At 73.9% G+C, this 21056-nt stretch carries 25 protein-coding genes and 2 pseudogenes; 20 read left to right on the top strand and 7 right to left on the bottom strand.

What is annotated here, in order from left to right; all coding sequences use genetic code 11:
- The first annotated feature begins 52 nt into the window (after positions 1-52).
- From ABZ321_RS17070 to ABZ321_RS17110, 9 genes and pseudogenes are all read left to right on the top strand, one after another.
- A complete protein-coding gene (locus ABZ321_RS17070; RefSeq protein WP_344510649.1) occupies positions 53-577 on the top strand; it encodes a PadR family transcriptional regulator in 525 nt (174 codons plus the stop codon).
- The gene (locus ABZ321_RS17075; protein ID WP_344510647.1) at positions 574-1245 is read left to right on the top strand and encodes an ABC transporter ATP-binding protein; all 672 of its coding nucleotides are present in this window, start codon (positions 574-576) and stop codon (positions 1243-1245) included. Before ABZ321_RS17070 ends, ABZ321_RS17075 begins: the two co-directional genes overlap by 4 nt.
- Complete coding sequence (locus ABZ321_RS17080) at positions 1242-3398, top strand: FtsX-like permease family protein (protein ID WP_354891985.1); 2157 nt, start codon at positions 1242-1244, stop codon at positions 3396-3398. Before ABZ321_RS17075 ends, ABZ321_RS17080 begins: the two co-directional genes overlap by 4 nt.
- Before the next feature lie 58 nt (positions 3399-3456).
- Entirely contained in the window at positions 3457-4215 is a 759-nt protein-coding gene (locus ABZ321_RS17085) for a thioesterase family protein (RefSeq protein ID WP_354891988.1), read from the top strand.
- 45 nt (positions 4216-4260) lie between these two features.
- Positions 4261-4473 (top strand): annotated as a pseudogene (locus tag ABZ321_RS17090) (helix-turn-helix domain-containing protein); the annotation flags it as partial.
- Positions 4474-4884: 411 nt separating this feature from the next.
- Positions 4885-5250, top strand: a pseudogene (gene lexA, locus ABZ321_RS17095) (transcriptional repressor LexA); the annotation flags it as partial.
- A 551-nt stretch (positions 5251-5801) separates the two neighbouring features.
- The gene (locus ABZ321_RS17100) at positions 5802-6131 is read left to right on the top strand and encodes a DUF1622 domain-containing protein (RefSeq protein ID WP_354892202.1); all 330 of its coding nucleotides are present in this window, start codon (positions 5802-5804) and stop codon (positions 6129-6131) included.
- Positions 6128-6397: a hypothetical protein gene (locus ABZ321_RS17105; RefSeq protein ID WP_344510644.1), complete on the top strand. Its 270-nt coding sequence runs from the start codon at positions 6128-6130 to the stop codon at positions 6395-6397. The genes ABZ321_RS17100 and ABZ321_RS17105 overlap by 4 nt, the downstream gene beginning before the upstream one ends.
- A gap of 43 nt (positions 6398-6440) precedes the next feature.
- Positions 6441-6941, top strand: a complete 501-nt coding sequence (locus tag ABZ321_RS17110) for a hemerythrin domain-containing protein (RefSeq protein WP_344510642.1) — start codon at positions 6441-6443, stop codon at positions 6939-6941.
- A 102-nt stretch (positions 6942-7043) separates the two neighbouring features.
- On the opposite strand, the gene ABZ321_RS17115 is transcribed toward ABZ321_RS17110, so the two are convergent.
- A complete protein-coding gene (locus tag ABZ321_RS17115; RefSeq protein WP_354891991.1) occupies positions 7044-8270 on the bottom strand; it encodes an MFS transporter in 1227 nt (408 codons plus the stop codon).
- A gap of 59 nt (positions 8271-8329) precedes the next feature.
- Between ABZ321_RS17115 and ABZ321_RS17120 the strand changes: the two genes are divergently transcribed.
- Genes ABZ321_RS17120 through ABZ321_RS17130 form a run of 3 tightly spaced genes read left to right on the top strand, consistent with a single transcriptional unit; the run spans position 8330 to position 10908 of the window.
- The gene (locus ABZ321_RS17120; RefSeq protein WP_354891994.1) at positions 8330-9178 is read left to right on the top strand and encodes a Rieske 2Fe-2S domain-containing protein; all 849 of its coding nucleotides are present in this window, start codon (positions 8330-8332) and stop codon (positions 9176-9178) included.
- A 33-nt stretch (positions 9179-9211) separates the two neighbouring features.
- Positions 9212-10294, top strand: coding sequence for an NAD-dependent epimerase/dehydratase family protein (locus tag ABZ321_RS17125; protein ID WP_344510636.1), 1083 nt, complete (start codon positions 9212-9214; stop codon positions 10292-10294).
- Positions 10295-10335: 41 nt separating this feature from the next.
- Positions 10336-10908, top strand: a complete 573-nt coding sequence (locus ABZ321_RS17130) for a hypothetical protein (protein ID WP_344510633.1) — start codon at positions 10336-10338, stop codon at positions 10906-10908.
- Positions 10909-10919: 11 nt separating this feature from the next.
- Here ABZ321_RS17130 and ABZ321_RS17135 read toward each other — a convergent pair whose 3' ends face one another.
- Entirely contained in the window at positions 10920-12506 is a 1587-nt protein-coding gene (locus tag ABZ321_RS17135; RefSeq protein ID WP_354891998.1) for a methyl-accepting chemotaxis protein, read from the bottom strand.
- Between the two features lie 128 nt (positions 12507-12634).
- Between ABZ321_RS17135 and ABZ321_RS17140 the strand changes: the two genes are divergently transcribed.
- Together ABZ321_RS17140 and ABZ321_RS17145 are read left to right on the top strand one after the other, a co-directional pair.
- Positions 12635-13249: a dihydrofolate reductase family protein gene (locus tag ABZ321_RS17140; RefSeq protein ID WP_354892001.1), complete on the top strand. Its 615-nt coding sequence runs from the start codon at positions 12635-12637 to the stop codon at positions 13247-13249.
- Between the two features lie 111 nt (positions 13250-13360).
- Positions 13361-14017 carry a methyltransferase domain-containing protein gene (locus tag ABZ321_RS17145; RefSeq protein WP_354892004.1) on the top strand — a complete coding sequence of 219 codons (657 nt, stop codon included), beginning with the start codon at positions 13361-13363 and terminating at the stop codon, positions 14015-14017.
- Here ABZ321_RS17145 and ABZ321_RS17150 read toward each other — a convergent pair.
- Positions 13996-14694 carry an AraC family transcriptional regulator gene (locus ABZ321_RS17150; protein ID WP_344510625.1) on the bottom strand — a complete coding sequence of 233 codons (699 nt, stop codon included), beginning with the start codon at positions 14692-14694 and terminating at the stop codon, positions 13996-13998. The genes ABZ321_RS17145 and ABZ321_RS17150 overlap by 22 nt on opposite strands.
- Positions 14695-14754: 60 nt before the next feature.
- Between ABZ321_RS17150 and ABZ321_RS17155 the strand changes: the two genes are divergently transcribed.
- The gene (locus ABZ321_RS17155) at positions 14755-14997 is read left to right on the top strand and encodes a hypothetical protein (protein WP_344510623.1); all 243 of its coding nucleotides are present in this window, start codon (positions 14755-14757) and stop codon (positions 14995-14997) included.
- Positions 14998-15008: 11 nt separating this feature from the next.
- Here ABZ321_RS17155 and ABZ321_RS17160 read toward each other — a convergent pair whose 3' ends face one another.
- The gene (locus ABZ321_RS17160) at positions 15009-15638 is read right to left on the bottom strand and encodes a hypothetical protein (RefSeq protein WP_354892008.1); all 630 of its coding nucleotides are present in this window, start codon (positions 15636-15638) and stop codon (positions 15009-15011) included.
- A gap of 11 nt (positions 15639-15649) precedes the next feature.
- The gene (locus ABZ321_RS17165) at positions 15650-15907 is read right to left on the bottom strand and encodes a PspC domain-containing protein (protein WP_344510619.1); all 258 of its coding nucleotides are present in this window, start codon (positions 15905-15907) and stop codon (positions 15650-15652) included.
- A gap of 157 nt (positions 15908-16064) precedes the next feature.
- Between ABZ321_RS17165 and ABZ321_RS17170 the strand changes: the two genes are divergently transcribed.
- On the top strand, positions 16065-16538 hold the full coding sequence (locus ABZ321_RS17170; RefSeq protein WP_344510617.1) for a molybdenum cofactor biosysynthesis protein: 474 nt from the start codon (positions 16065-16067) through the stop codon (positions 16536-16538).
- Here ABZ321_RS17170 and ABZ321_RS17175 read toward each other — a convergent pair.
- Both ABZ321_RS17175 and ABZ321_RS17180 read right to left on the bottom strand, forming a co-directional pair.
- On the bottom strand, positions 16522-16944 hold the full coding sequence (locus tag ABZ321_RS17175; protein ID WP_354892012.1) for an NUDIX hydrolase: 423 nt from the start codon (positions 16942-16944) through the stop codon (positions 16522-16524). The genes ABZ321_RS17170 and ABZ321_RS17175 overlap by 17 nt on opposite strands.
- A 10-nt stretch (positions 16945-16954) precedes the next feature.
- Complete coding sequence (locus ABZ321_RS17180) at positions 16955-17779, bottom strand: aldo/keto reductase (protein ID WP_354892015.1); 825 nt, start codon at positions 17777-17779, stop codon at positions 16955-16957.
- Between the two features lie 74 nt (positions 17780-17853).
- On the opposite strand from ABZ321_RS17180, the gene ABZ321_RS17185 reads away from it, so the two are divergent.
- The 4 genes from ABZ321_RS17185 to ABZ321_RS17200 are packed head-to-tail and all read left to right on the top strand — an operon-like array spanning position 17854 to position 21025.
- Complete coding sequence (locus tag ABZ321_RS17185; RefSeq protein ID WP_354892018.1) at positions 17854-18795, top strand: LysR family transcriptional regulator; 942 nt, start codon at positions 17854-17856, stop codon at positions 18793-18795.
- Positions 18765-18917, top strand: a complete 153-nt coding sequence (locus ABZ321_RS17190) for a hypothetical protein (protein ID WP_344510610.1) — start codon at positions 18765-18767, stop codon at positions 18915-18917. Before ABZ321_RS17185 ends, ABZ321_RS17190 begins: the two co-directional genes overlap by 31 nt.
- A 10-nt stretch (positions 18918-18927) precedes the next feature.
- Positions 18928-20127, top strand: coding sequence for a D-alanyl-D-alanine carboxypeptidase family protein (locus ABZ321_RS17195; RefSeq protein ID WP_354892022.1), 1200 nt, complete (start codon positions 18928-18930; stop codon positions 20125-20127).
- A gap of 19 nt (positions 20128-20146) precedes the next feature.
- Positions 20147-21025, top strand: coding sequence for an aldo/keto reductase (locus tag ABZ321_RS17200; RefSeq protein WP_354892025.1), 879 nt, complete (start codon positions 20147-20149; stop codon positions 21023-21025).
- Positions 21026-21056 lie beyond the last annotated feature (31 nt).

A 21056-nucleotide genomic window follows, 5' to 3' on the forward strand; every position in this document is an offset into this window, starting at 1 on the left:
CCTACGCTGAGGGTATATACGCGGCGTATACTCTCGGCGTATGGTGATCGGCATGAGCGTTCCCCTCACGCTGCTCGGGCTCCTGGAGCGCGAGCCCAGCCACGGCTATGACCTCAAGCGCGACTACGACACCTTCTTCGGCCGCGGCAAGCCGCTGTCGTTCGGGCAGGTCTACGCGACCCTCGGCCGCCTCGCCCGCGACGGCAAGGTCGTCATCAGCGACGTCGAGCCGGGGGAGGGGCCCGACCGGAAGCGGTATGTCATCACCGACGCCGGCGCCACCGAGGTCGACGCGTGGCTCGCCGAGCCCGTCGAGCCCGAGCCGCACCTGCAGACGGTGCTGTTCGCCAAGGTCGTGCTGTCGCTCATGCTGGGCCGCTCCGCCGAGGACTACCTGGACATGCAGCGCAGCGCCCACCTGCGCCGCATGCAGCAGCTGACCGAGATCAAGCGCGCCGGCAACCTCGTCGACGCGATGCTCGCCGACCACGGCCTGTACCACCTCGAGGCCGACCTGCACTGGATCGAGACGACGGTGGCTCGTCTCGACGCACTCACGAAAGAGGTCCGTCGATGATTGAGGCCAGGGACGTCCGGTTGTCGTTCGGGCAGACGCCGGCGCTGCGCGGCGCCACCCTCACCGTCGAGGAGGGCGAGATCGTCGCCGTGATGGGCCCCAGCGGCTCCGGCAAGTCGACGCTGCTGCACTGCCTCGCCGGCATCCTCGTCCCCGACGAGGGCGAGATCCACTTCGACGGCGCCCGCATCGACCGGCTCGACGAGACCCGCCGCAGCACCCTGCGCCGCGACCGGTTCGGATTCGTGTTCCAGTTCGGCCAGCTCGTGCCGGAGCTGACCGCCGAGGACAACATCGCCCTGCCGCTGCTGCTCGGCGGCGCCCGCCGCGCCGACGCCGTCGCGCAGGCCCGGCCCTGGTTCGCCCGGCTCGGCCTGGACGGCCTCGAGCAGCGCCGCTCCGGCGAGCTGTCCGGCGGCCAGGCGCAGCGCATCGCCCTCGCCCGGGCGCTGGTCGCCAAGCCCCGCGTCCTGTTCGCCGACGAGCCGACGGGCTCCCTCGACTCGCTCACCGGAGAGCAGGTCATGGACCTCATGGTCGACTCCGCCCGGGCGCAGGGCACGACCGTCGTCCTCGTCACCCACGAGGCCCGCGTCGCGGCGTACGCCGACCGCCAGGTCGTCGTCCGCGACGGCCGCGTCCACGCCCTCGCCAGGAGCGCGTCGTGATCCGGTTCGGGCTGCGCCTCACCCTCGCGAGCGGGCGCGAGGCCGCGATCAGGCTCGCCGTCATGGCCGGCGCGGTCGCGCTCGGCGTGTGGCTGCTGCTGAGCACCCTCGCCGGCGTCAACGCGGTCAACGGGCAGGTCACCAGGCTGGCCGCCCTCGGCGCGCACACCCCGTCCGACGGCGGCCCGCTGTGGTGGGCCGAGCGGAACGGCGAGTACTACGACGGGCAGAGCATCACCAGGATCGACGTCGCCGCGCTCGCCGCCGGTGCGCCCGTTCCCCGGGGGCTGCCGCGCCTGCCGGGGCCGGGAGAGTACTTCGTCTCGCCGGCTCTCGCCGACCTGATCGACGCGACCCCCACGGACCAGCTCGGCGACCGTTTCCCGGGCCGCCGGGCGGGGTTCATCGGCGACGCCGCGCTGCCCTCGCCCGACACACTCAGCATCGTCGTCGGCGGCACCCCGGAGTTCGTCTCGCAGCTGTACAACGCGCGCCGCGTCAGCGCGTTCCCCACCGATGCGATGGGCGTGCCCGTCGCCGCGCTCGACCTGATCCTGTCCGTCGTCGCCGGCGGGCTGCTCTTCCCGGTGCTCATCTTCATCGGCACCGCGACCCGGCTCAGCGCCGCCCGGCGGGAGCAGCGCTTCGCCGCGATGCGCCTCATCGGCGGCACGCCCCGGCAGATCTCCGTCGTCGCCGCCGTCGAGTCGACCGTCGCGGCGCTGCTCGGCACCGCCGCCGGGTTCGCGCTGTACCTCGCGCTGCGCGAGCAGGTCGCCGGAATCCCGTTCACCGGCCTGCCGTTCCAGCCCGACGACGTGACCCTCGGCCCGCTGATGGCCGTGGCCGTCGCGGTCGGTGTGCCCGTCGCCGCCGCGGTCGCCGCCCGGGTGGCGCTGCGCCGGGTCCGCATCTCCCCGCTCGGCGTCGTGCGGCGTGTCACGCCGAAGCCGCCCCGCTGGTTCCGCCTGCTCCCGCTGCTGCTCGGCATCGGCGAGCTCGCGTTCTTCATCGGCCGGGTGCCGGACAGCTCCAACAAGCAGGTCGCGGTCTTCCTGCCCGGGCTGCTGCTCATCATGGTCGGCCTGGTGATCGCCGGGCCGTGGCTGACGATGGTCGGCGCCCGGGTGCTCGCCCGCCGGGCGCAGCGGCCCGCGACCCTCATCGCCGCCCGTCGCCTGAGCGACAACCCGTCGGCCGCCTTCCGGGCGATCAGCGGCGTCGTCATCGGCCTCTTCGTCACCACCACGTCCGTCGGCATCATCCACACCCTGACCGAGGAGCGCGGCCGGCACGTCGACGCGCTCTCCGCCGCCACGCTGGTCACGATGTTCGAACGTGGACCGCAGAGCATCCCAGCGCCGGTCATCGCCTCCCTGATGGCCCAGCCCGGGGTCCGTTCCGTCACGGTCGTGCGGGGCAACCCCGAGCGCGACGGCGACTACGCCGGCCTGGCCCTGTGCGCCGACCTCGCCCGGGCGCCCGAATACGGCCGCTGCGCCGACGGGGCGACGGTCGCCTGGGTCTACGAGGACCTGCTGGGGTGGCGCACCACGCACGGCGCCGGCATCGTCTGGCCGGCGGCACCGTTGACCGAGGCGCAGCTGGCCGAGCTGCCCGTGGAGGCAGTCGTCACCGGCACCGACGGCGCCACGGCCACCCTGGAGCGCGCCCGCACCACGCTGGAGCGCGCGTTCCCCGACCTGCGGATCCAGCCGATCACCGAACGGGACCGCGCCGAGGACCAGAACTCGCAGCTCGCCGGCTTCGAGCAGCTCGCGGCGGTCATCATCTTCGCGAGCCTGCCGATCGCCGGGTGCAGCCTCGCGGTCGCCGTCATCGCCGGTCTCACCGATCGCAAACGGCCCTTCAGCCTGCTGCGGCTCACGGGTGTACCGCTGGCGGTGCTGCGACGGGTCGTCGCCCTGGAGAGCGCGGTGCCGTTGCTGGCCGCCGCCGCCCTCGCGATCGGGGCCGGGCTGCTGGGCGCGCAACTGTTCCTGAAGGCGCAGATGGACTACACGCTGCACCCGCCGTCACCGACCTACGCCGCGATCGTCGCCGGTGCGCTGCTGATGTCCCTGGCCATCATCGCCGCGACGTTCCCGCTGCTGCGGCGCATCACCGGCCCGGAGACCGCCCGGAGCGAGTGAGCCCCGTGCGGCCGCGCCGCTGGCGGGCTGTCGGCCGGCGTCGATCTACGATGTCCCGATGGCGTTCTACCTTCCGCTGGGCTCCGGCCGGTTCGCTTCGACAGCACACACGCGGGGGCCGTGGGACGCGGGATCGCAGCACGCCGGGCCGCCGGCGGCGCTGCTCGGCCGGGCGGTGGAGCAGGTTGCGCCGCCCGGCATGCGGGTCGCCCGGCTGACCTTCGAGATCGCCAAGCCGGTCCCCATCGCGGAACTGTCCGTGGATGCGCGGATCGTCAGGCAGGGGCGCAGTGTCGCGCTCGTCGAGGCGGCGATCGAGCCGTACATGCGCTGCACCGCGCTGCTGATCCGCGCGGGGGCGGACGTGGTGCCCGCCGCGGTCCCGCCCCCGACCGTCCACCTCGACGGCGCCACCGTCAAGCCGCTCTACCCGACGACCCACGACGTCGGCTACCACACGGCGATGGACTTCCGCTTCTCCGAGGGCTCGTTCCTGGAACGCGGCCCGGCGACCGCCTGGCTGCGCATGAACGAGTCCCTTGTGGACGGTGAGGAGCCCAGCCCGCTGACCCGCGTCCTGGTCGCCGCCGACTCGGGCAACGGGATCAGCAACGAGCTGGAGCTGCGCAGCTTCCTCTTCGTCAACGCCGACCTGACCGTACATCTGCTGCGGCACCCGATCGGGGAGTGGGTGTGCCTGCGCTCGGCCACCTCCATCGACCCCGCTGGCATCGGCCTCGCCGACACCGCCCTGCACGACCAGCACGGCCCCATCGGCCGATCGGTCCAGAGCCTTTTTGTCGCACCCCGCCGGTAGGGTGATTCTCGTACAGGTGATCGAATATTGGCGTATGGTGATCGCATGGTGGACAGTGGACTCAGTGACCGGCAGCAGCGCGTTCTGACCGTGATCCGCGGCTGGGTCGAGGAGCACGGCTATCCGCCTACGGTGCGCGAGATCGGCGCGGCCGTCGGCCTGGTCTCGACGTCGTCGGTGTCGCACCATCTCAAGTCGCTGGAGCGCCTCGGTTATCTGCGCCGCGACGGCCGCTGGCCCCGGGCGATGGACGCCAGGGAGGGCGTGCGCGCTGAGTCGGGCGACGCTCAGCCTGGCGCTGGCTCCGGTGCCGCAGGCGGGGTCGGGCCGGGTGTCGACGGCCGCGCTGGGGCGGGCCGTGGTGACGGTGGTGCTGACGTCCGGCTCGGTCCTTGGGCCGGGCTCGCGGGTGACGTGCGGTTCGGTGCTCGTGGTGATGACGGGGCCAGGGGGCGCCGCAGGGGTAGTGGCGCTGACGTTCGGCTCGGGCCCTGGGCCGGGGTGGCGGATGCCCTCCGATCCGGGACCCGGAGCGACAATCGTGCCGAGGGCGGCCAAGTTGACGACGTGACCGACGTCCGGACTGGGAGCCAGATCCGGGCCAGATCCGGCGGGCGGGCCGGTGCCCACGGCGCGTCGGGCACCATCCACCGTGACGCCGGGGTCAGCGTGCCGGTGCTCGGTGCGATCGCCGCCGGTCAGCCGATCCTCGCCGAGGAGCAGGCCGACGACGAGCTGACCCTGCCGTCCTCGCTCGTCGGCCACGGCAGCCTGTTCGCCCTCCGGGTCAAGGGCGACTCGATGATCGAGGCCGCCATCTGCGACGGCGACTTCGTCGTGGTCCGCCGTCAGCCGGTCGCCGACAACGGGGACATCGTCGCCGCGATGATCGACGGCGAGGCCACCGTCAAGGTCTACCGCCGCCGCGACGACGGTCATGTCGACCTCATGCCCCGCAACCCTGCGTACGACATCATCCCGGGCGACGAGGCCACCATCCTCGGCCGCGTCGTCAGCGTCCTGCGCCGCCTCTGACCCCCTCCGCCACCGCGCCGCCGTCCGGCCCGTGTCGGCGGCCCGTGTCGGCGGCCGGTGTCCGCGGCCGGTGCCCGCGGCCGGTGCCGGTGGGCAGCGTCGCGGCGTCGTCCAGGGCGTGTCCTGGCTGGACCGTGTCCGCACGTGTCCGCCGGGACCTGCCTTGGGCCCGCGCCCGCCGACAGTGCCGCGGGTCGTGTCCGCAGGTCGGTGCCGCGCCGAGTTGCCGGGCGGTGTTCCTTGCCCCGCCGCCCGCCGCCCGCCGCCCGCCGCCCGCCGCCCGCCGTGGGTCGTGGGTCGTGGGTCGTGTTCGCAGGGTCGGTGCCCGAGCCGCGTTGCCAGGCGGTGTTCCTTGCCCGTGTCCGCAGGGGGCGCTGTCCGGTTGTGTTCCCGTGGTCGGGTCCGCTGGGCGCTGTCTGGGTTGAGATGTCGGGCGTGTCCGCTGGGGCGTGGGCTGGTGGGCGGCGGTGGTTGTGTGGCGGTGGGGTGGGCAGAAGGGGCGGGTGGAGCTGGAGTTCGGCGAGGCGGGGCTGTCGGGTGTGGTCGACCTGATGGTGCGGGTGGTTGAGGCGGCCGGCGCGGTGGTCATCTTCGTCGGGGCGGTGGTGGCGTTCGCGCGGTTCGTGGTGGTGGCCGTGCGGACTCGGCGGGTCGAGGGGTTCACGCAGGTCAGGCTGGGGCTGGGGAGGTTTCTGGCGTTGGGGCTGGAGTTTCAGCTCGCCGGGGACATCCTGCGGACGGCGATCGCTCCGACGCTGCGGGAGATCGGGGAGCTTGCCGCCGTCGCGGCGATCCGGACGGGGCTGAACTACTTCCTCGGCCGCGAGATCAAGGAGGAGCGGGAGGAACTCGCCCGGGGGAAGGACGCGGCCGCGCCGTGATGCGGGTGCTGGTGGAGTACGCGGCGCTGGGGTGCGTCGCGGCGGGGGTGGTTGCGGGGTGGGTGACGTTCGCGCTCGGGCGGGACCTGCGGGGCGCGCTGGGGGTGGCGCTGGACTTCTGGCTCGCGGGCGGGATGCTGCGGCTCTCCGTCGGGACGGACTGGCAGCCGCTCGCGGCCGCGGCGGCGATCCTCGTGGTCCGGAAGCTGCTCGTGGCGTCGGTGGGCCGGTCCCGGGGTCGTTTGCGGAAGTGCAAAGAAGGGTAGCTATAACAGCGTTAACCAGGTATGTCCACGTTTGGAGGGACTCGTGTCGACCGACGCGATCGTTGTGCTCAAAGAGGACCACAAGACCGTCAAGCGGCTCTTCAAGGAGTTCCAGTCGGTGGGGGACGCGGCGAAGCGGCGCAAGGCCGAGATCGTCGGCAAGATCCTGGAGGAGCTGACCGTCCACACGTACCTCGAGAACGAGGTCATGTACCCGGAGGTCCGCAAGCTGCTGCCGGACGTCGAGGACGACGTGCTGGAGTCGTACGAGGAGCATCACGTCGCGGACGTGCTGTGCTTCGAGCTCGCCACGATGAGCCCGGACGACGAGCACTTCGACGCGAAGGTGACGGTGCTCATCGAGAGCGTGACGCACCACATCGACGAGGAGGAGCAGGAGTGGTTCCCGAAGGTCCGGGCGGGCCTCGGTCGCAACCAGCTGCAGGAGATCGGCGCCCGCATGGAGGAGCTTCGGCCCAGCGCGCCGAAGAAGCCGACCCAGCCGAAGGCGCTGAAGAAGGCGCTCGACGCGATGACCGCCTGACGGCGAAGACACCCCCGCGCCCTGCACCGGCCCGAGGTCGGCAGCGGGGCGCGTGCCGTCTCAGGAGGCCGGCACCAAACCTCACGAGGCCGGCACCGAACTTCAGGACGCCGGCATCAGGGCGGGCAACCTCGGCAGGAGCAGCAGGGCGAGCGCGGCGGTGGCGACGGTGACGGTGCTGGCGAGGACGGCCAGCGTGGTGAGGCCGGCGGCCTGGGCGAGCGCCGGGCCGGCGACCGCGCCGATCAGCGTGGCGAGGGCCTCGCCGCTGAGGAAGACGGCGCTCACCCGGCCGAGGACGGCGTTGGGGAGGGTGCGCTGCACCGTGGTCTGTGGCACCGCCCAGGTCATCGAGCCGGAGACGCCGATGCCGACGGCGGCGGGCAGCGCGACGGGCAGGCCGTCGGCGGTGAACAGCGCGAGGAATCCGGCGGCGGTGCAGAGCAGGCTCAGCGCGTACAGGTGCCGCGGCTGGACCCGGTCGACCAGCAGCCTGATGAGCGGGGCGCCGAGCAGGAACCCGGCCCCGAGCGCGGAGACGACCAGGCCGGCCTGGCGGGGGCCGCCGAGCTCGGTGACACCGAGCGGGACGAGCAGGGCGCTGAGGGAGCCGTTGGCGAGGGTGAAGAGCGTGCTGACGACCAGCAGCCACCGGGTCATCCGGTCGCCGCGGATGGTGCGCAGGCCGTGCCGCAGCTCCTCGCGGATCGCCGCGACCGTCGTCCGGGACGCCTGCGCGCCGGGGCGGCGGGTGGTGAGGAAGATGGCCACGGCCGAGCACAGGTAGGTGGCGACGTCGGCCCAGATGAGCACGGGGAAGCCGTAGGCCAGGAGCAGGACGGCGCCGAGCGGGGCGCCGACGAGCCGGACGACGCCGTCGGTGCCGGCGGTGAGCGCGTTGGCGCTGCTGAGGCGGGTGCCGGTGCCGACGACGGCGGGTGTGTACGCCTGTGCGGCCGGGCGGAACAGGACCGAGCCGGTGCTCTCGGCGGCGAGGGCGGCGTAGACGATCCACACGGTGCCGGGGGAGTCGGCGAGGAGCATCGTGGCGACCGCCGCGGCGCGGACCACGTCGGTGGTGAGCATGACCCGGCGGCGGTCCCAGCGGTCGCTGAGCACCCCGGCGAGCGGCCCGAGCAGCAGCACCGGCAGGTATTCCGCGGCGAGGGTGAGACCGGTGGCCATGAGCGAGCCGGTGATCTGCAGGACGTGCGCGGGGACAGCGACGGTCAGCAGCCAGCTGCCGAGCAGGCTGACGAACCGGCCCGTCCACAGCAGCCTGAAGTCCCGCACCCGCAGCGCCTCGGGCATCCCGGGCAGCTTCGGCATCCGTCGATCCTTGCACGGGCCCGGTGTTTCGGCGGACCCGTGCCGGGCATGGGACCCGCATGCGTGTGCTGGCCAGGCTGGAGAACGCCCGTTGGCTCGACCGGATCGGTGACGCCGTCCGGCGGGTCGTGCTCGCCACGGTGGGCAAGGGGCGGGTCGGCGAGGCACTGCACGGGCGGCAGCTGGGGCATCCGGCGCACCCGGCGATGGTGCAGCTCCCGGTCGGCGCGTGGATGAGCGCGGCCGTGCTCGACCTGCTGCCCGGCACCGAGCCCGCCGCGACCGCGCTGCTCGTCGCCGGCACAGCCGGGACGCTGCCGTCGGTCGCGACCGGCGCCGCCGACTTCGGCACCCTGTCGCGGGAGCAGCGCCGGGTCGCGCTGGTGCACGCGGCCGCGAACACCGTCGCGGTCGGCCTGTTCACCGCGTCGATCGTGGCGCGACTGCGCGGCGACCACCGGCGCGGGCGGGCGCTGTCGTTCGCGGGGCTGGGCGTCGCCGGGACGAGCGCGTATCTCGGCGGGCACCTGGCGTTCGCCCAGGCGGCCGGGGTCAACCACGCGGCTGCGGCGCTGCCTCGTGTACCGCGGGACTGGCAAACCGTCGACTCCGTCGACAGCTTCGCGGACCGGAAGGTCGGCACGAGGGCGTTCGGCGACACGACCGTGCTCGTGTACCGGGAGAGCGACCGCTTCAGCGTGATGGTGGGCGAGTGCGCGCACCGGGGCGGCCCGTTGACCGATGGTCGCACCGTCGACGTCGACGGGCAGGTGTGCGTCCAGTGCCCGTGGCACGGCAGCGTGTTCGCGCTCGCCGACGGGCACGCCGTGCACGGGCCGGCGGGCTCCGACCAGGTCCTGCTGCGCACCCGGGTCCGCGGCGGCCTGCTGGAGGCGACCCGGCCGTAAACGGAGGCGGCACTTCGACAGGGGGAGCACGGCATGCGCATCGTCATCGTCGGCGCCACCGGCAACGCCGGGACCGCGCTGCTGCGCCGCCTGCACCAGGACGGCACGCACGACCTCGCTGGCGTGGCCCGCCGGCTGCCGGGGCCGGCTGCTGGCGCACCGTACACCGGCGTCGACTGGTACCAGTGCGACGTCGGCGCGAAGGGCGCCACCCACCGGCTCGAGCCGGTGTTCGCCAACGCCGACGCGGTCGTGCACCTCGCCTGGCAGATCCAGCCGAGCCACGACCGCCAGGTGCTGCGCCGCACCAACGTCGACGGCAGCCGGGCCGTCATCGGCGCCGCCGTCCGGGCGGGCGTGCCGGCGCTCGTCGTCGCCTCGTCCGTCGGCGTCTACGCGCCCGGGCCGAAGGACCGCCTCGTCGGCGAGGACTGGCCGAAGACCGGGGTGGCGGCATCGTCGTACAGCCGGGACAAGGTCGTCGTCGAAGGCATGCTCGACACCGTCGAGCGCACCGACCCGTGGCTGCGGATCGTGCGGGTGCGGCCCGGCCTGATCTTCCAGCGGGACGCCGGCACCGAGATCGCCCGGTACTTCCTCGGCCCGCTCGCACCGACCCGCCTGCTGCGCTTCGGCCGGCTGCCGATCGTGCCGGACAACCCGCGGCTGCGGCTGCAGGCGGTCCACGCCGACGACGTCGCCGACGCGTACGCGCGGGCGCTCACCTCGGACGTGCGCGGCGCGTTCAACCTCGCGACGGACCCGGTCCTGACCCCGCGGGTCGCCGCCGAGCACTTCCACGGCCGGACGGTGCCGGTGCCGGGCGTGCTGCTGCGGGGCGGCGCCGCGCTCTCCTGGTGGCTGCGCCTGCAACCCGTCGACGCGGGCTGGGTGCAGCTGGCGTTGAGCGCGCCGCTGATGTCGAGCGAGCGGGCCACCACCGAGCTCGGCTGGCACCCGTCGGTCGACGCGGTCGCGGCGCTGCGCGAGCTCGTCGACGGCATGGCGGCCAGGGCGCACACGAAGAGCCCGCCGATGTCCGCCGGCCGCCTGCTTCCGGGTCGCACCGGCGGCCTGCTCCGGGGCCGGCTGCCGGGGACCGGCAACCCGTACTGAACCGGCGGGAACCACCGACGGCGACGAGCCGTCAGAACGGCATGAGGAGCAGCAGGCAGGTCATGGGGGCGGTGCTCGGACTTCTGGTGGTGGCGGCGGGCTGCGCCCGGCAGGTGCCGCCGGATCTCGTGGCGGGGGCGCCCGCCACGACGCAAGCAGGGACACCGGCAGGCGACATCGCGGTGCAGGTGCTGCGGCGGTATCTCGGCACGCCGTCGGAGAACTCGTTCCCCGAGCGGGCGTTCCCGACGGTGTACGTCATGGACCACACGTTCGGCGACGCCGCCGACCCGAGCGGGAAGCAGGCCGGCGGCGCGCCGATCCCGGCCGCGACGCAGCAGCGGATCGCCGAGGCGCTGGCGCCGGCGACGAAGGTCGTGTTCGTCGCCGACCGCGAGACCGTGCTCGAGCACAAGGAGAGCTGCGCGCGGGTCAAGGACGACGCGATCCTGATCACGCTGGGCCCGCCGGTCGGGGACGCGCGACGGGTGACGGTCGGCGTCAACGGGTTCGTCGCCTGCCTCGGCGCGACCTGGCTGACCTACGTCGTGCAGTACCAGAGCGGCGACGGCTGGCAGGTCACCGGGACGACCGGGTCGATGTCCATCGCCTGAGGCGCGAGCCGTCAGACGCGGAACTGGCCGGCCAGCGACTGCAGCTCGGAGGCGAGCCGGGCCAGGTCGTGGGTGGCGGTGCGGACATCCGTCACGCCGCGGCTGGTCTCGTTGGCGGCGATGGCGATGCTGCTGATGTTGCTCGCGATGACGCTGGCGCCCTCGGCCGCCTCGGTGATGTTGCGGCCGATCTCGGCGGTGGTGCTGGTCTGCTGCTCGACGGCGGTGGCGATCGTCTGCTGGTAGCTGTTGACCTGGTCGATCACCTCGGCGATCGCGGCGATCGCCGAGGTGGCGTCGGTGACGCCGCCCTGGATGGCCTGGATGCGGCCGGCGATGTCACCGGTCGCCCGTGCCGTCTCCTCCGCGAGGTCCTTGACCTCGGCGGCGACCACGGCGAAGCCCTTGCCCGCCGCGCCCGCGCGGGCCGCCTCGATCGTGGCGTTCAGGGCGAGGAGGTTGGTCTGCTCGGCGATCGCGGTGATGACCTTCAGCACGGCGTTGATCTCGTTGGAGGCGGCGCCGAGCGCGTTGACGGTGCCGGTGGCGGCGCGGGCGGAGTCGACGGCGGTGCTGGAGACGCTCGCGGCCTGGCCGGCGTTGCTGGCGATCTCGCGGACCGACATGTTCATCTGCTCCGCGCCGGCCGCGACGGTCTGCACGTTGTGCGACACCTCCTCCGCGGACCCGGCGACGAGGTCGGACTGGGTGCCCGCCTCCACGGCCGCGGCCGCGATCTGCTGGGTCGTCGCGGACAGTTCCTCGGCGCTGGCGGCCACCGCGCGGGAGTGCTCGGAGATCGCGGTGACCACGCCGCGGGTGCGTTCGTTGGCGCGGTTGAGCCCGGCGGCCATCTCGCCGAACTCGTCGCGGCCGCGCACGACGGCCGTGCGGGTGAGGTCGCCGTCGGCCACCGCGGCGAGGACCGACGCGACGGCCCGCAGCGGCGGCAGGATCGACGAGCGCAGCAGCCACAGGCTGGCGGCGGTCAGCGCCAGGGCGAGGGCGCTGATGGTGAGGATCCACCGGCGGGCGGTCGCTCCGGCGTCGTCGAGCCGCTCGTTGCTGCGCCGCGCCTGTGCCCGTGCCTCCGCGACCGCGTCGTCGCCGGCCTTGGCGATCCGGGTGAAGAGGTCGATCTCGGCCCCGAGGATGAGCTTGTCCGCCGCGGCGCGGTCCTGCGCGGTGCCCGACCGGTAGAGCGCGACGATCTGCTGGTCGACCTTCATGAAGTCGGCGAACGTCTGACGCATCAGGGTGATCTGTTCGTTGATGATGGCGTCGGTACGCCACGCGTCGAGCGAACCGAGCTCCCGCTCGAACGCGGCCGCCGAGTCCAGGAACGCCTTGCGGCTGCCGGACGAGTCGGTGGCGGCGGCGGGGCCCTCGCGGGCGACGTCGAACGCGTAGGCCGTCTGCCAGCCGTTGAGGTCCGCGCTGCGGAACTTGACCTGCAGCGCCGCGCCGACCGCCCGCTGGGCGTCGGCGGCCGCGGCGGCCTTGTCCCGCTGGCTCAGTGTGACGATGTAGCCGAGCGTGGCGACGCCGAGCACCAGCACCATCGTGACCACGCCGCTGGCGAGGAGCCGCGTTCCCACCCGGATGTCCCGGAACCCACTCACATCACGGCATATCGGCACCGAACTCCGACACTTCAGACATACCCGTCGGTAACTTCCGGTTCGGACTAGGCTGGCCCGGTCACCGACTCGAAGGGATCACCGCGATGGCGAAGGTCATCTCCACGTTGTTCATCTCGGCCGACGGCGTGGCTGAGATCGACCCCGACTGGCACTTCCCGTACTTCGACGACAACATGGGCCGCTGCGTCGGCGAGGACTACGACACCTCCGACGTGCTGCTGATCGGCCGCGAGACCTACGACAGCTTCGCCGGGGCGTGGCCCGAGCGGGAGGCCGCGGGCGGCGAGGACGCCGGGTTCGCCAAGCAGCTCGGCGACGTGCGCAAGGTGGTCGTGTCGCGGCAGCCGCTGGAGTTCACGTGGCGCAACTCCGAGCTGATCGCCGGCGACCTCGTCGAGGCCGTCACGGCGCTCAAGGCCGACCCCGGCGTCAAGGGCATCCTCATTCCGGGCTCGATCTCGGTGGTGCAGCAGCTGCTCGCCGCCGGTCTGGTCGACGAGGTGCGCCTGCTGGTGCACCCGGTGGCGGCGCGCAAGGGCCGCCGGCTGTTCGACGAGGGTGACGCCCCGTACCACCTGAAGGTGACGGCGACGGAGGTCTTCCCGACGGGCGTGATCCGGGTGATCTACGCGCCCGGCGAGCCGCCGGCGAAGGCCGGCTACGACGACGTCAAGAACCAGGTGTCCGCTGGCGAGTAGCCCCCCGAGCAGCCCCGGGGGCGCCGGTGCCGTCGCGGCGCCGGCGCCCTCGGGTGGCGGCGAGCGTTCTGTGCAAGCCGGGCCGCCGCCGGGTCGCGCAGACTGCCCGGCATGAGCGATGACTTCACCCCCGCGCTCGGCCGCCTGGCGCCGACGAGGTTCTACGATCCGGTGGTCGCACTGACCCGCGAGCGACGCTGGCGGTCATCGGTCGTCATGTACGCGTCGCCCCGCCCCGGCGAGACCATCGTCGACGTCGGTTGCGGGACCGGCACCCTCGCGCTGCTCCTCGCCCGCGCCGAGCCCCGCGCCACGATCGTCGGCGTCGACCCCGACCCGTCCGTCCTGGCCGCCGCCGAACGCAAAGCCGCCGCCGACCGGCCGGGTGCGACGGTGCGGTGGGAGCGAGGGATGGGTGACGCTCTGGTGTCGTTGCTGGGCACCGGATCCGTCGACACGGCCGTGTCCAGTCTCGTGCTCCACCAGTGCCCGGTCCCGGTCAAGCGGGCGATCCTCGCGTCCATGCACGCGGTGCTGCGCCCCGGCGGCCGGCTGGTCGTCGCCGACTACGGGTTGCAGCGCACGAGGCTGATGCGTCTGGCGTTCCGGACCGTACAGCTCGCCGACGGCAGGGCCGACACGCAGCCCAACGCCGACGGCGTCCTGCCCGAGCTGATCGCCGGTGCCGGGTTCGGCGACGTCCGCGAGGCGGAGGTCGTGCCCACGGTCACCGGGTCGATCTCGCTCTACGTCGCGCGCCGCCCCTGACGGGGCACCGGACCGGCGAGGGCCGCGACGGCGACGGCGGGGGTCAGGCCGATCATCTCGCGCATCCGGCGGGTCAGGTGGGCCTGGTCGGTGAAGCCCGCCTCGGCTGCCGCGTCGGCCGGTGACCGGCCCCGCTGCAGCGCCTCCGCCGCCCGCCGCAGCCGCGCCCACCCGCGCCAGCGGGCCAGCGGCATGCCCAGCTGCGCCTGGGCGAGGGCGCGCAGCCGCTGCGGGGAGAGGCCCACCGCGTCGGCCAGGTCGGCCATCGGCGGCGCGTCGCCGCGCAGCGTCTCCATGACCCGCAGCAGCCGCGGGTCGATCCCGCCGGCCGGGCACACGCTCGCCGGGCCGAGATCGCCCTCGCTCATGGCGTGCAGCTCGGCCGCGTGCGCGATGCCTCCACCGTACCGCCGCCGCAACCGACCGGCGAAGACGCACTGCGGCTCGACGAAGAACGTGACGAGGTGCGCCGTCGCGAGCATCCTGTGCCGCACCATCGGCGCCACCACCAGCACCGCACCCCGGTGCTCGGTGCCGTCGGCGTCCACCATCCGCACCTCGCCGCGCGCGGCGATCGCCACCTGAAACGCGGCGTGGCGGTGCGGGGCGCTGTCCGCCGCGGGTCCCCGGTACACCGCGTACCCGTCGCCGACGCTGAACCGTGCGCTGGTGTCCATGCACCGATCCTGCACTGCCGTGCGATGGGACGCGGGGCCGCCAGTGGGTATGCGGGAGGTATGAGCGACGAGAAGACGGACGAGAACGCCACGATGGGCACCACCGGCACGCCCGGCACCGCGGGCGCCGAGGCGATCGACGACCCGGACCGCCCGAACGCGTCGGCCGTGGGGGCGCGCACGACGCTCGGCCCGGGCGGGCAGGCGGACGCGCCGGGGCTGCCGTTCGACCGCAAGCCCGACTCCAGCGACCCGGTCCACTCCGCGCAGACCGCGACCGAACGCGGCGAGGGCGGCAGCTGAGCCGGCGCCCCCTAGAGCCTGACGACGGCCATGTCCCACTGGAAGCCGGCCTCGTCGGACCACGACGCGACGACGGTGCCGCGGGGGACCTTGAACGGGCCGGTGCCGTTGAAGACCATGCCGGCGGTGCCGTCGGCGCAGCACCAGCGCAGGTGGGCGAGCAGCTCGTCGTCGACGCCGGCCTCGGCCAGGGCGGCCTCCCACTCCTCGTCGGCGTCGAACTCGAACTCGATCAGGTCCTCGGGTCCGTCGCCGACCTGCGTGGCGACGCGCATCGCGTCGAAGAGCGTGCCGTCGGAGGCGAGCCGCACGTACGCGACGCGCCAGTCCTCCGCAGGGGGCAGCTGGAGGTCGCGACCCTCCAGCAATCCATCCGCCGATGGAATGTCGAACAGTGAACCGGCCGCGTCGACCCGCAGCGGCCCTTCGTCGTTCATCGCCAGGTGCTGGTGCACCAGGACGGTGTCGCCGCGCAGGGCCGCGGGGTCGAGCCACGCCGGCAGCCGGTCGAGGCCGGTCTCACCGAGGAAGTTGCCCCACGCGAAGGTGGCGTAGGTCGCGTCCTCCGGGTGGTCGGACAGTGGGGCGCCGAGCAGCGCCTCGAACGCGGGGGTGAGCCTGGCACGCCATTCGTCGGACATGCCGGTTGATCTTAGTGAGTGGTCTTCGCCCAGACATCGACGGGCGGCGTCGCGGTCACCGGCTCGGCCGGCATGATGATCCACAGGATCGGGTAGATCAGGATCTGGCTGCCCGGGATCAGCAGCAGGATCAGGATGAACAGCAGCCGCGCCGGCCAGGGGTCGATGCCGAAGCGCCGCCCGAGCCCGGCGCACACGCCGCCGAGCACGCGGCCCTGCGCCGGCCGGACCAGGCCCTGTTGTCGCATCGACTGGTGCACGCTTTCCATCGTCTCGCTCCTTCGTCGCGTGATCGCGTTGTTCCTCAAGCGTGCGCCGCCGGGACCCTGGACGGCATCAGGGATCGGCCCCGGTCGCCCCCTGAGACCCGACAGTGGACCCGACGGCGGGCCCGGCAAGGGAAGCGGGCGGTGGCAGACTGCCGTCATGGCGGAGATCGTGGAGCTGCTGTCGTCGCCGTCGCACCGGTACGTGGGGCGCCCCGCCGACGGTCCGCTGCCGGCATCCGCCGGTGAGCTGGTCGGCGAGATCCGGATCCGGGCCGGGCTGGGGGTCGTCGGCGACCGGTACTTCGGCAGGCCGGCGCACCGGGAGGCGAGCGTCACCGTCATCGCGCGGGAGTCGCTGCCCGACGGGGCGGGGCTGACGCAGGTGCGGCGCAACATCATGGTCGCCGGGATCGCCGTCGACGAGCTCGTCGGCGCGGAGCTGACCCTCGACAGCGGCGACGGGCCGGTCCGGCTGCGGGTGCGGCGGGCCGCGCACCCGTGCGCCTGGATGGACGCGACCATCGGGCCGGGCGCGTGGAAGGCGTTGCGGGGCAAGGGCGGCGTGCGCTGCGAGCCGCTCGACGACGGGGTCCTGCGGGTCGGCCCGGTGGCCTTCACCGTGTCGCGCTGAACTCCCGCCGGATCGCGTCGAACAGCGGCGACTCCCGCAGCTGCCGCCAGGGCAGGAAGAGCGGCTCGGGGAGGTCGTCGAGGTCGTGCCAGGCGAGGCTCACGCACTTGTCGGGCTCGAGGATCGCCGGCTCGCCCGCGAGATGGTCGGCGAGCATCCAGACGGTGACGTAGTGCCGGTCCTCGTCGGCGAAGACGTCGTTGGTGACGGCGCCGAACCGGACGTTGGTGATCTGGACGCCGGTCTCCTCGAGGACCTCGCGGACCGCGGTGTCCTCGAACGACTCGCCGAACTCGAGGTGCCCGCCCGGCACCGACCACGTGCCGGCGCCGTGCGCGCCGCGGCGGCGCCCCATGAGGAACCTGCCGCCGCGGCACACGAAGACCGCGATCCCCACCCTGACCACGGCAGGGAGCCTACTCGAGCTCGTCCAGGTCGGCCGGGTCGAGCGTGATGCCGGCGGCGGCGACGTTCTCCTCGAGGTGCGCGAGCCGGGACGTGCCGGGGATCGGCAGCACGACGGGGGAGCGGTGCAGCAGCCAGGCCAGGGCGACCTGCGTCCGGGTCGCGCCGAGCCGCGCGGCGACCCGGCTGACGGCGTCCCCGCTGGTGTCGGAGCCCCTGCTCAGGGGCGCCACCGGCAGCCACGGCAGGAACGCGATGCCGTGCCGCTCGCAGTGCTCCAGCACCGGTTCGGAGGCGCGGTCGGTGAGGTTGTAGCGGTTCTGCACGCTGGCGATCGGCATGATCCGCGACGCCTCGACGAGCTGCTCGACGGTCACCTCCGACAGCCCGACGTGCCGGACCTTCCCCTCGTCGCGCAGCCGCCGCAGCGCCCCGATCTGGTCCGCGAGGGGCACCTCGGGGTCGACGCGGTGGAGCTGGTACAGGTCGATGCGGTCGACCTTCAGTCGCCGCAGGCTCAGCTCGGCCTGCTGGCGCAGGTACTCGGGCCTCCCGAGCGGGATCCACTCCCGGCCGAGGTTGACCTGCCCGCCCTTGGTGGCGACGACGACGCCGTCCCGGTAGGGGCGCAGCGCCTCGGCGACGAGCTCCTCGTTGGCGCCCAGGTCGTAGGAGTCGGCGGTGTCGACGAGCGTGACGCCGAGCTCGACGGCCCGGCGGGCGACGGTCAGGGCGGTCTCCCGCTCCGGCGACGCGGGCGGGCCGGTGAGCCGCATCGCGCCGAACCCGAGCCGGTGGACCTTCATGTCGCCGCCGATGGCAAAGGTTGTGTCCATGCGGTTCACCCTGCTGCCCGCGACTGGTAAGGACAAGTGAAAGGTTCTTCAGGCAATCGCGTAGCATCGCTACGGTGTTGAACCTGGAGCGCCTCCGCGTGCTGCACACCATCTGGACGACCGGCTCGGTCGGCGGGGCCGCCGCCGCGCTGCACGTGACCACGTCGGCCGTGTCGCAGCAGATGGCCCGGCTGGAGCGGGAGGTCGGCCAGCGCCTCGTCGAGCGGCAGGGCCGCGGCATCCGGGTCACCGAGGCCGGCGCCGTCCTCGCCCGCAGCGCCGCCGACGTGCTCAACCTGGTCGAGCGGGTCGAGGCGGGCCTCGCCGAGCACCGCGGCGTCGTCGCCGGGCCGCTCGCCGTCGCCGCGTTCGCGACCGCGGCCCGGGGGCTGCTGCCGGGTGTCCTGGCCGAGCTGACCGGCCGCTTCCCCGACCTGGACGTGTCGCTGTCGGAGCGGGAGCCCGACGCGGCGGTCGCCGCGCTGCGCCGCGGCCACCTGGACGTCGCCGTCGTGCAGGACTGGTCCGACGACGTCCTCGGCGTCCCGGACGGCCTGTCCCGCCGGCATCTGCTGGACGACCCGTTCGACGTGGCGCTGCCCGCCGGGCACCCCCTCGCGGGGCGGTCGGCGGTCGCCGTCACCGACCTGGCCGCCGACGACTGGATCGGCTGGAGCACGGGCCAGATCTGCCATGACTGGCTCGCCGCCACCCTGCGCCGGCACGGCGCCCAGGCCCGGATCCGGCACACCGCGTCGGAGCACTCGACGCAGCTGGCGCTCGTCGCCGCCGGTCTCGGCGCGGCCGTGATCCCGCGGCTCGGCCGCGACCCCGTGCCGGCGGGGGTCCGGCTGGTGCCGATCGACCCCCAGCCGGCCAGGCGGGTGTTCGCCCTGTGGCGGGACAGCGCCGCCGCCCGCCCGGCCGTCGCCGCCGCCGTCGACGCCCTTGCCGCCCACGCCGCGGCCATGGACACGGATCGCTCATGGGTGGCAGGCCATGGGGGCTCCACCTGATCGTCGCCTGGCTCGCCCTGGCGCCGCGCCGGACCGGCCAGGCCTTCAGCCTGCTGGTGTCCGGGGTGGTGTCGATCGTGGTTGGCGGTGGTGCGGGGGCGTACCTCGCCGCGGAGCGTTAGTCTGCCCGCCATGAGAGCGACGGGTCTGGTGGCGGCCGTGGTGAGCGCGGGGTTGTTGGCGTGGCCCGCTCCGGTGCTCGGTGCGGCGCCTCCCGCGGTGGTGCCCTGCCCGTACGCCTCGATCCCCACCATCCCGCCGACGCCGCCGTCGCCCGTGCTGGACCCCGCGGCCCAGGCCGTCGGCGGGGACCAGCTCGGCACGACCGGGCTGGCCGTGGCGGCCGGGACGGCGGCGCCGCCGACGCTGTCGGCCATGTCGTGGATCGTCGCCGACCTCGACACCGGCGAGGTCCTCGGCGCGTGCGCGCCGCACCTGCGCCGCCGGCCGGCGAGCGTGCAGAAGCTGCTGCTCGCCGCGACCGCCCTGCCGAAGCTGGACCCCGCGCAGGTCGTCGAGGCGACCGCCGAGGACCTCGACCTGCCCAAGGACAGCTCCGCCGTCGGCATGATCGTCGGCGGGAAGTACCCGGTGTCGACGCTGTGGCTCGGGCTGCTGCTGCAGTCCGGCAACGACACCGCCAACGCCCTCGCCCGCGTCGCCGGCGGGGAGGGCGGGGTGGCCGCCACGATCGACGCGATGAACGCCGAGGCGCGCCGGCTCGGCGCCGACGACACCCACGCCGTCACCCCGTCCGGGCTCGACGCCCCCGACCAGCTCACCAGCGCCTACGACCTGGCCCTCATCGCCCGCGCCGACTTCGCCCGGCCGGACTTCATCACGTACGACACCACCCTCGCCTACCAGTGGCCCGCGCAGCCGCCGAAGGACCCGAAGGGCTTCCAGATCCAGAACGAGAACAAGCTCCTCACCAGCTACCAGGGCGCGATCGGCGGCAAGACCGGCTTCACCGACGAGGCCCGGCACACGTACGTCGGCGCCGCCCAGCGCAACGGGCGGCGGCTCGTCGTCACCGTCATGGGCGCCGAGATCGTGCCCGCCCGCGCGTGGAAGCAGGGCACGATGCTGCTCGACTGGGGGTTCGCCCTGCCGACCGGGACGTCCGTCGGGCACCTCGTCACCCCGGAGGAGGCGGCCAAGCTGCACGCCGCCCCGCCGTCCGCCGCGCCCGCGACGGCGGTCGCCCAGCCCGCGACCGGAAAGACCGGCGGCTACTCGATCTGGCCCACGATCCTCGCCGTCGGCGCGGTGGCGCTGACCGCCGGCGTGGTGGGCGTCGTCATGCTCATCCGGCGCCGCCGCACGGCGTAGGACTGGCATAGGATCGGTCATGCCGTTCGAACCGCCCGCGATGCGCATCGGCCTCGGGCTCGCCGCCGTGGGGCGGCCCGGGTACATCAACCTCGGCCGGGAGCGGGATCTGCCCGCGGACCGGTCGGTCGAGGCGCTGCGGGCCCGCAGCCACGAGCTGCTCGACGCCGCGTACGCCGCCGGGGTCCGGTATTTCGACGTGGCCCGCTCCTACGGGCTGGCGGAGGAGTTCCTCGCCGGCTGGCTGCCCGGGAAGGCGGGCGCCGTCGCCGGGTCGAAGTGGGGCTACACGTACACGGCCGGATGGCGGGTCGACGCGCCCGTGCACGAGGCGAAGGACCACTCCGTCGCCACGTTCGACCGGCAGGTCGCCGAGACCCTGGACCTGTTCGGGGACCGGCTCGACCTGTACCAGATCCACTCCGTGACACCGGAGAGCACCGCGCTCACCGACGCCACCCTGCACCGGCGGCTCGCGGACCTCGCCGCCACCGGCATCACCGTCGGGCTGTCCACCAGCGGGCCGTGCCAGGCCGACGCGATCCGGGCCGCGCTGCGCGTCGAGGTGGGCGGCGAGCCGCTGTTCCGCACCGTGCAGGCGACGTGGAACCCGCTGGAGCCGTCCGCCGGGCCGGCCCTCGCCGAGGCGCACGCGGACGGCCGCACCGTCATCGTCAAGGAGTCCCTGGCGAACGGGCGGCTCGCCGGCTGCGACGCGGCCGCCATCGCCGCGGCGCTGCACCAGCCGTGGGCGGGTGTGGTGCTGTCCGGCGCGGCCACGACCGCGCAGCTGGCCGCCAACCTGCGCGCCCTGGACGTCGACGACCCCGGCCCAGTCCCGCCCGCCGAGACCCCCGCGGCCTACTGGGCCCACCGAGCATCCCTGACATGGTCGTAAGGGCGCCCGGGCGGGCGTGACCGGCGCTACC

Source organism: Dactylosporangium sp. NPDC006015 (assembly GCF_040614215.1).
Classification (GTDB): Bacteria; Actinomycetota; Actinomycetes; order Mycobacteriales; family Micromonosporaceae; genus Dactylosporangium; species Dactylosporangium maewongense.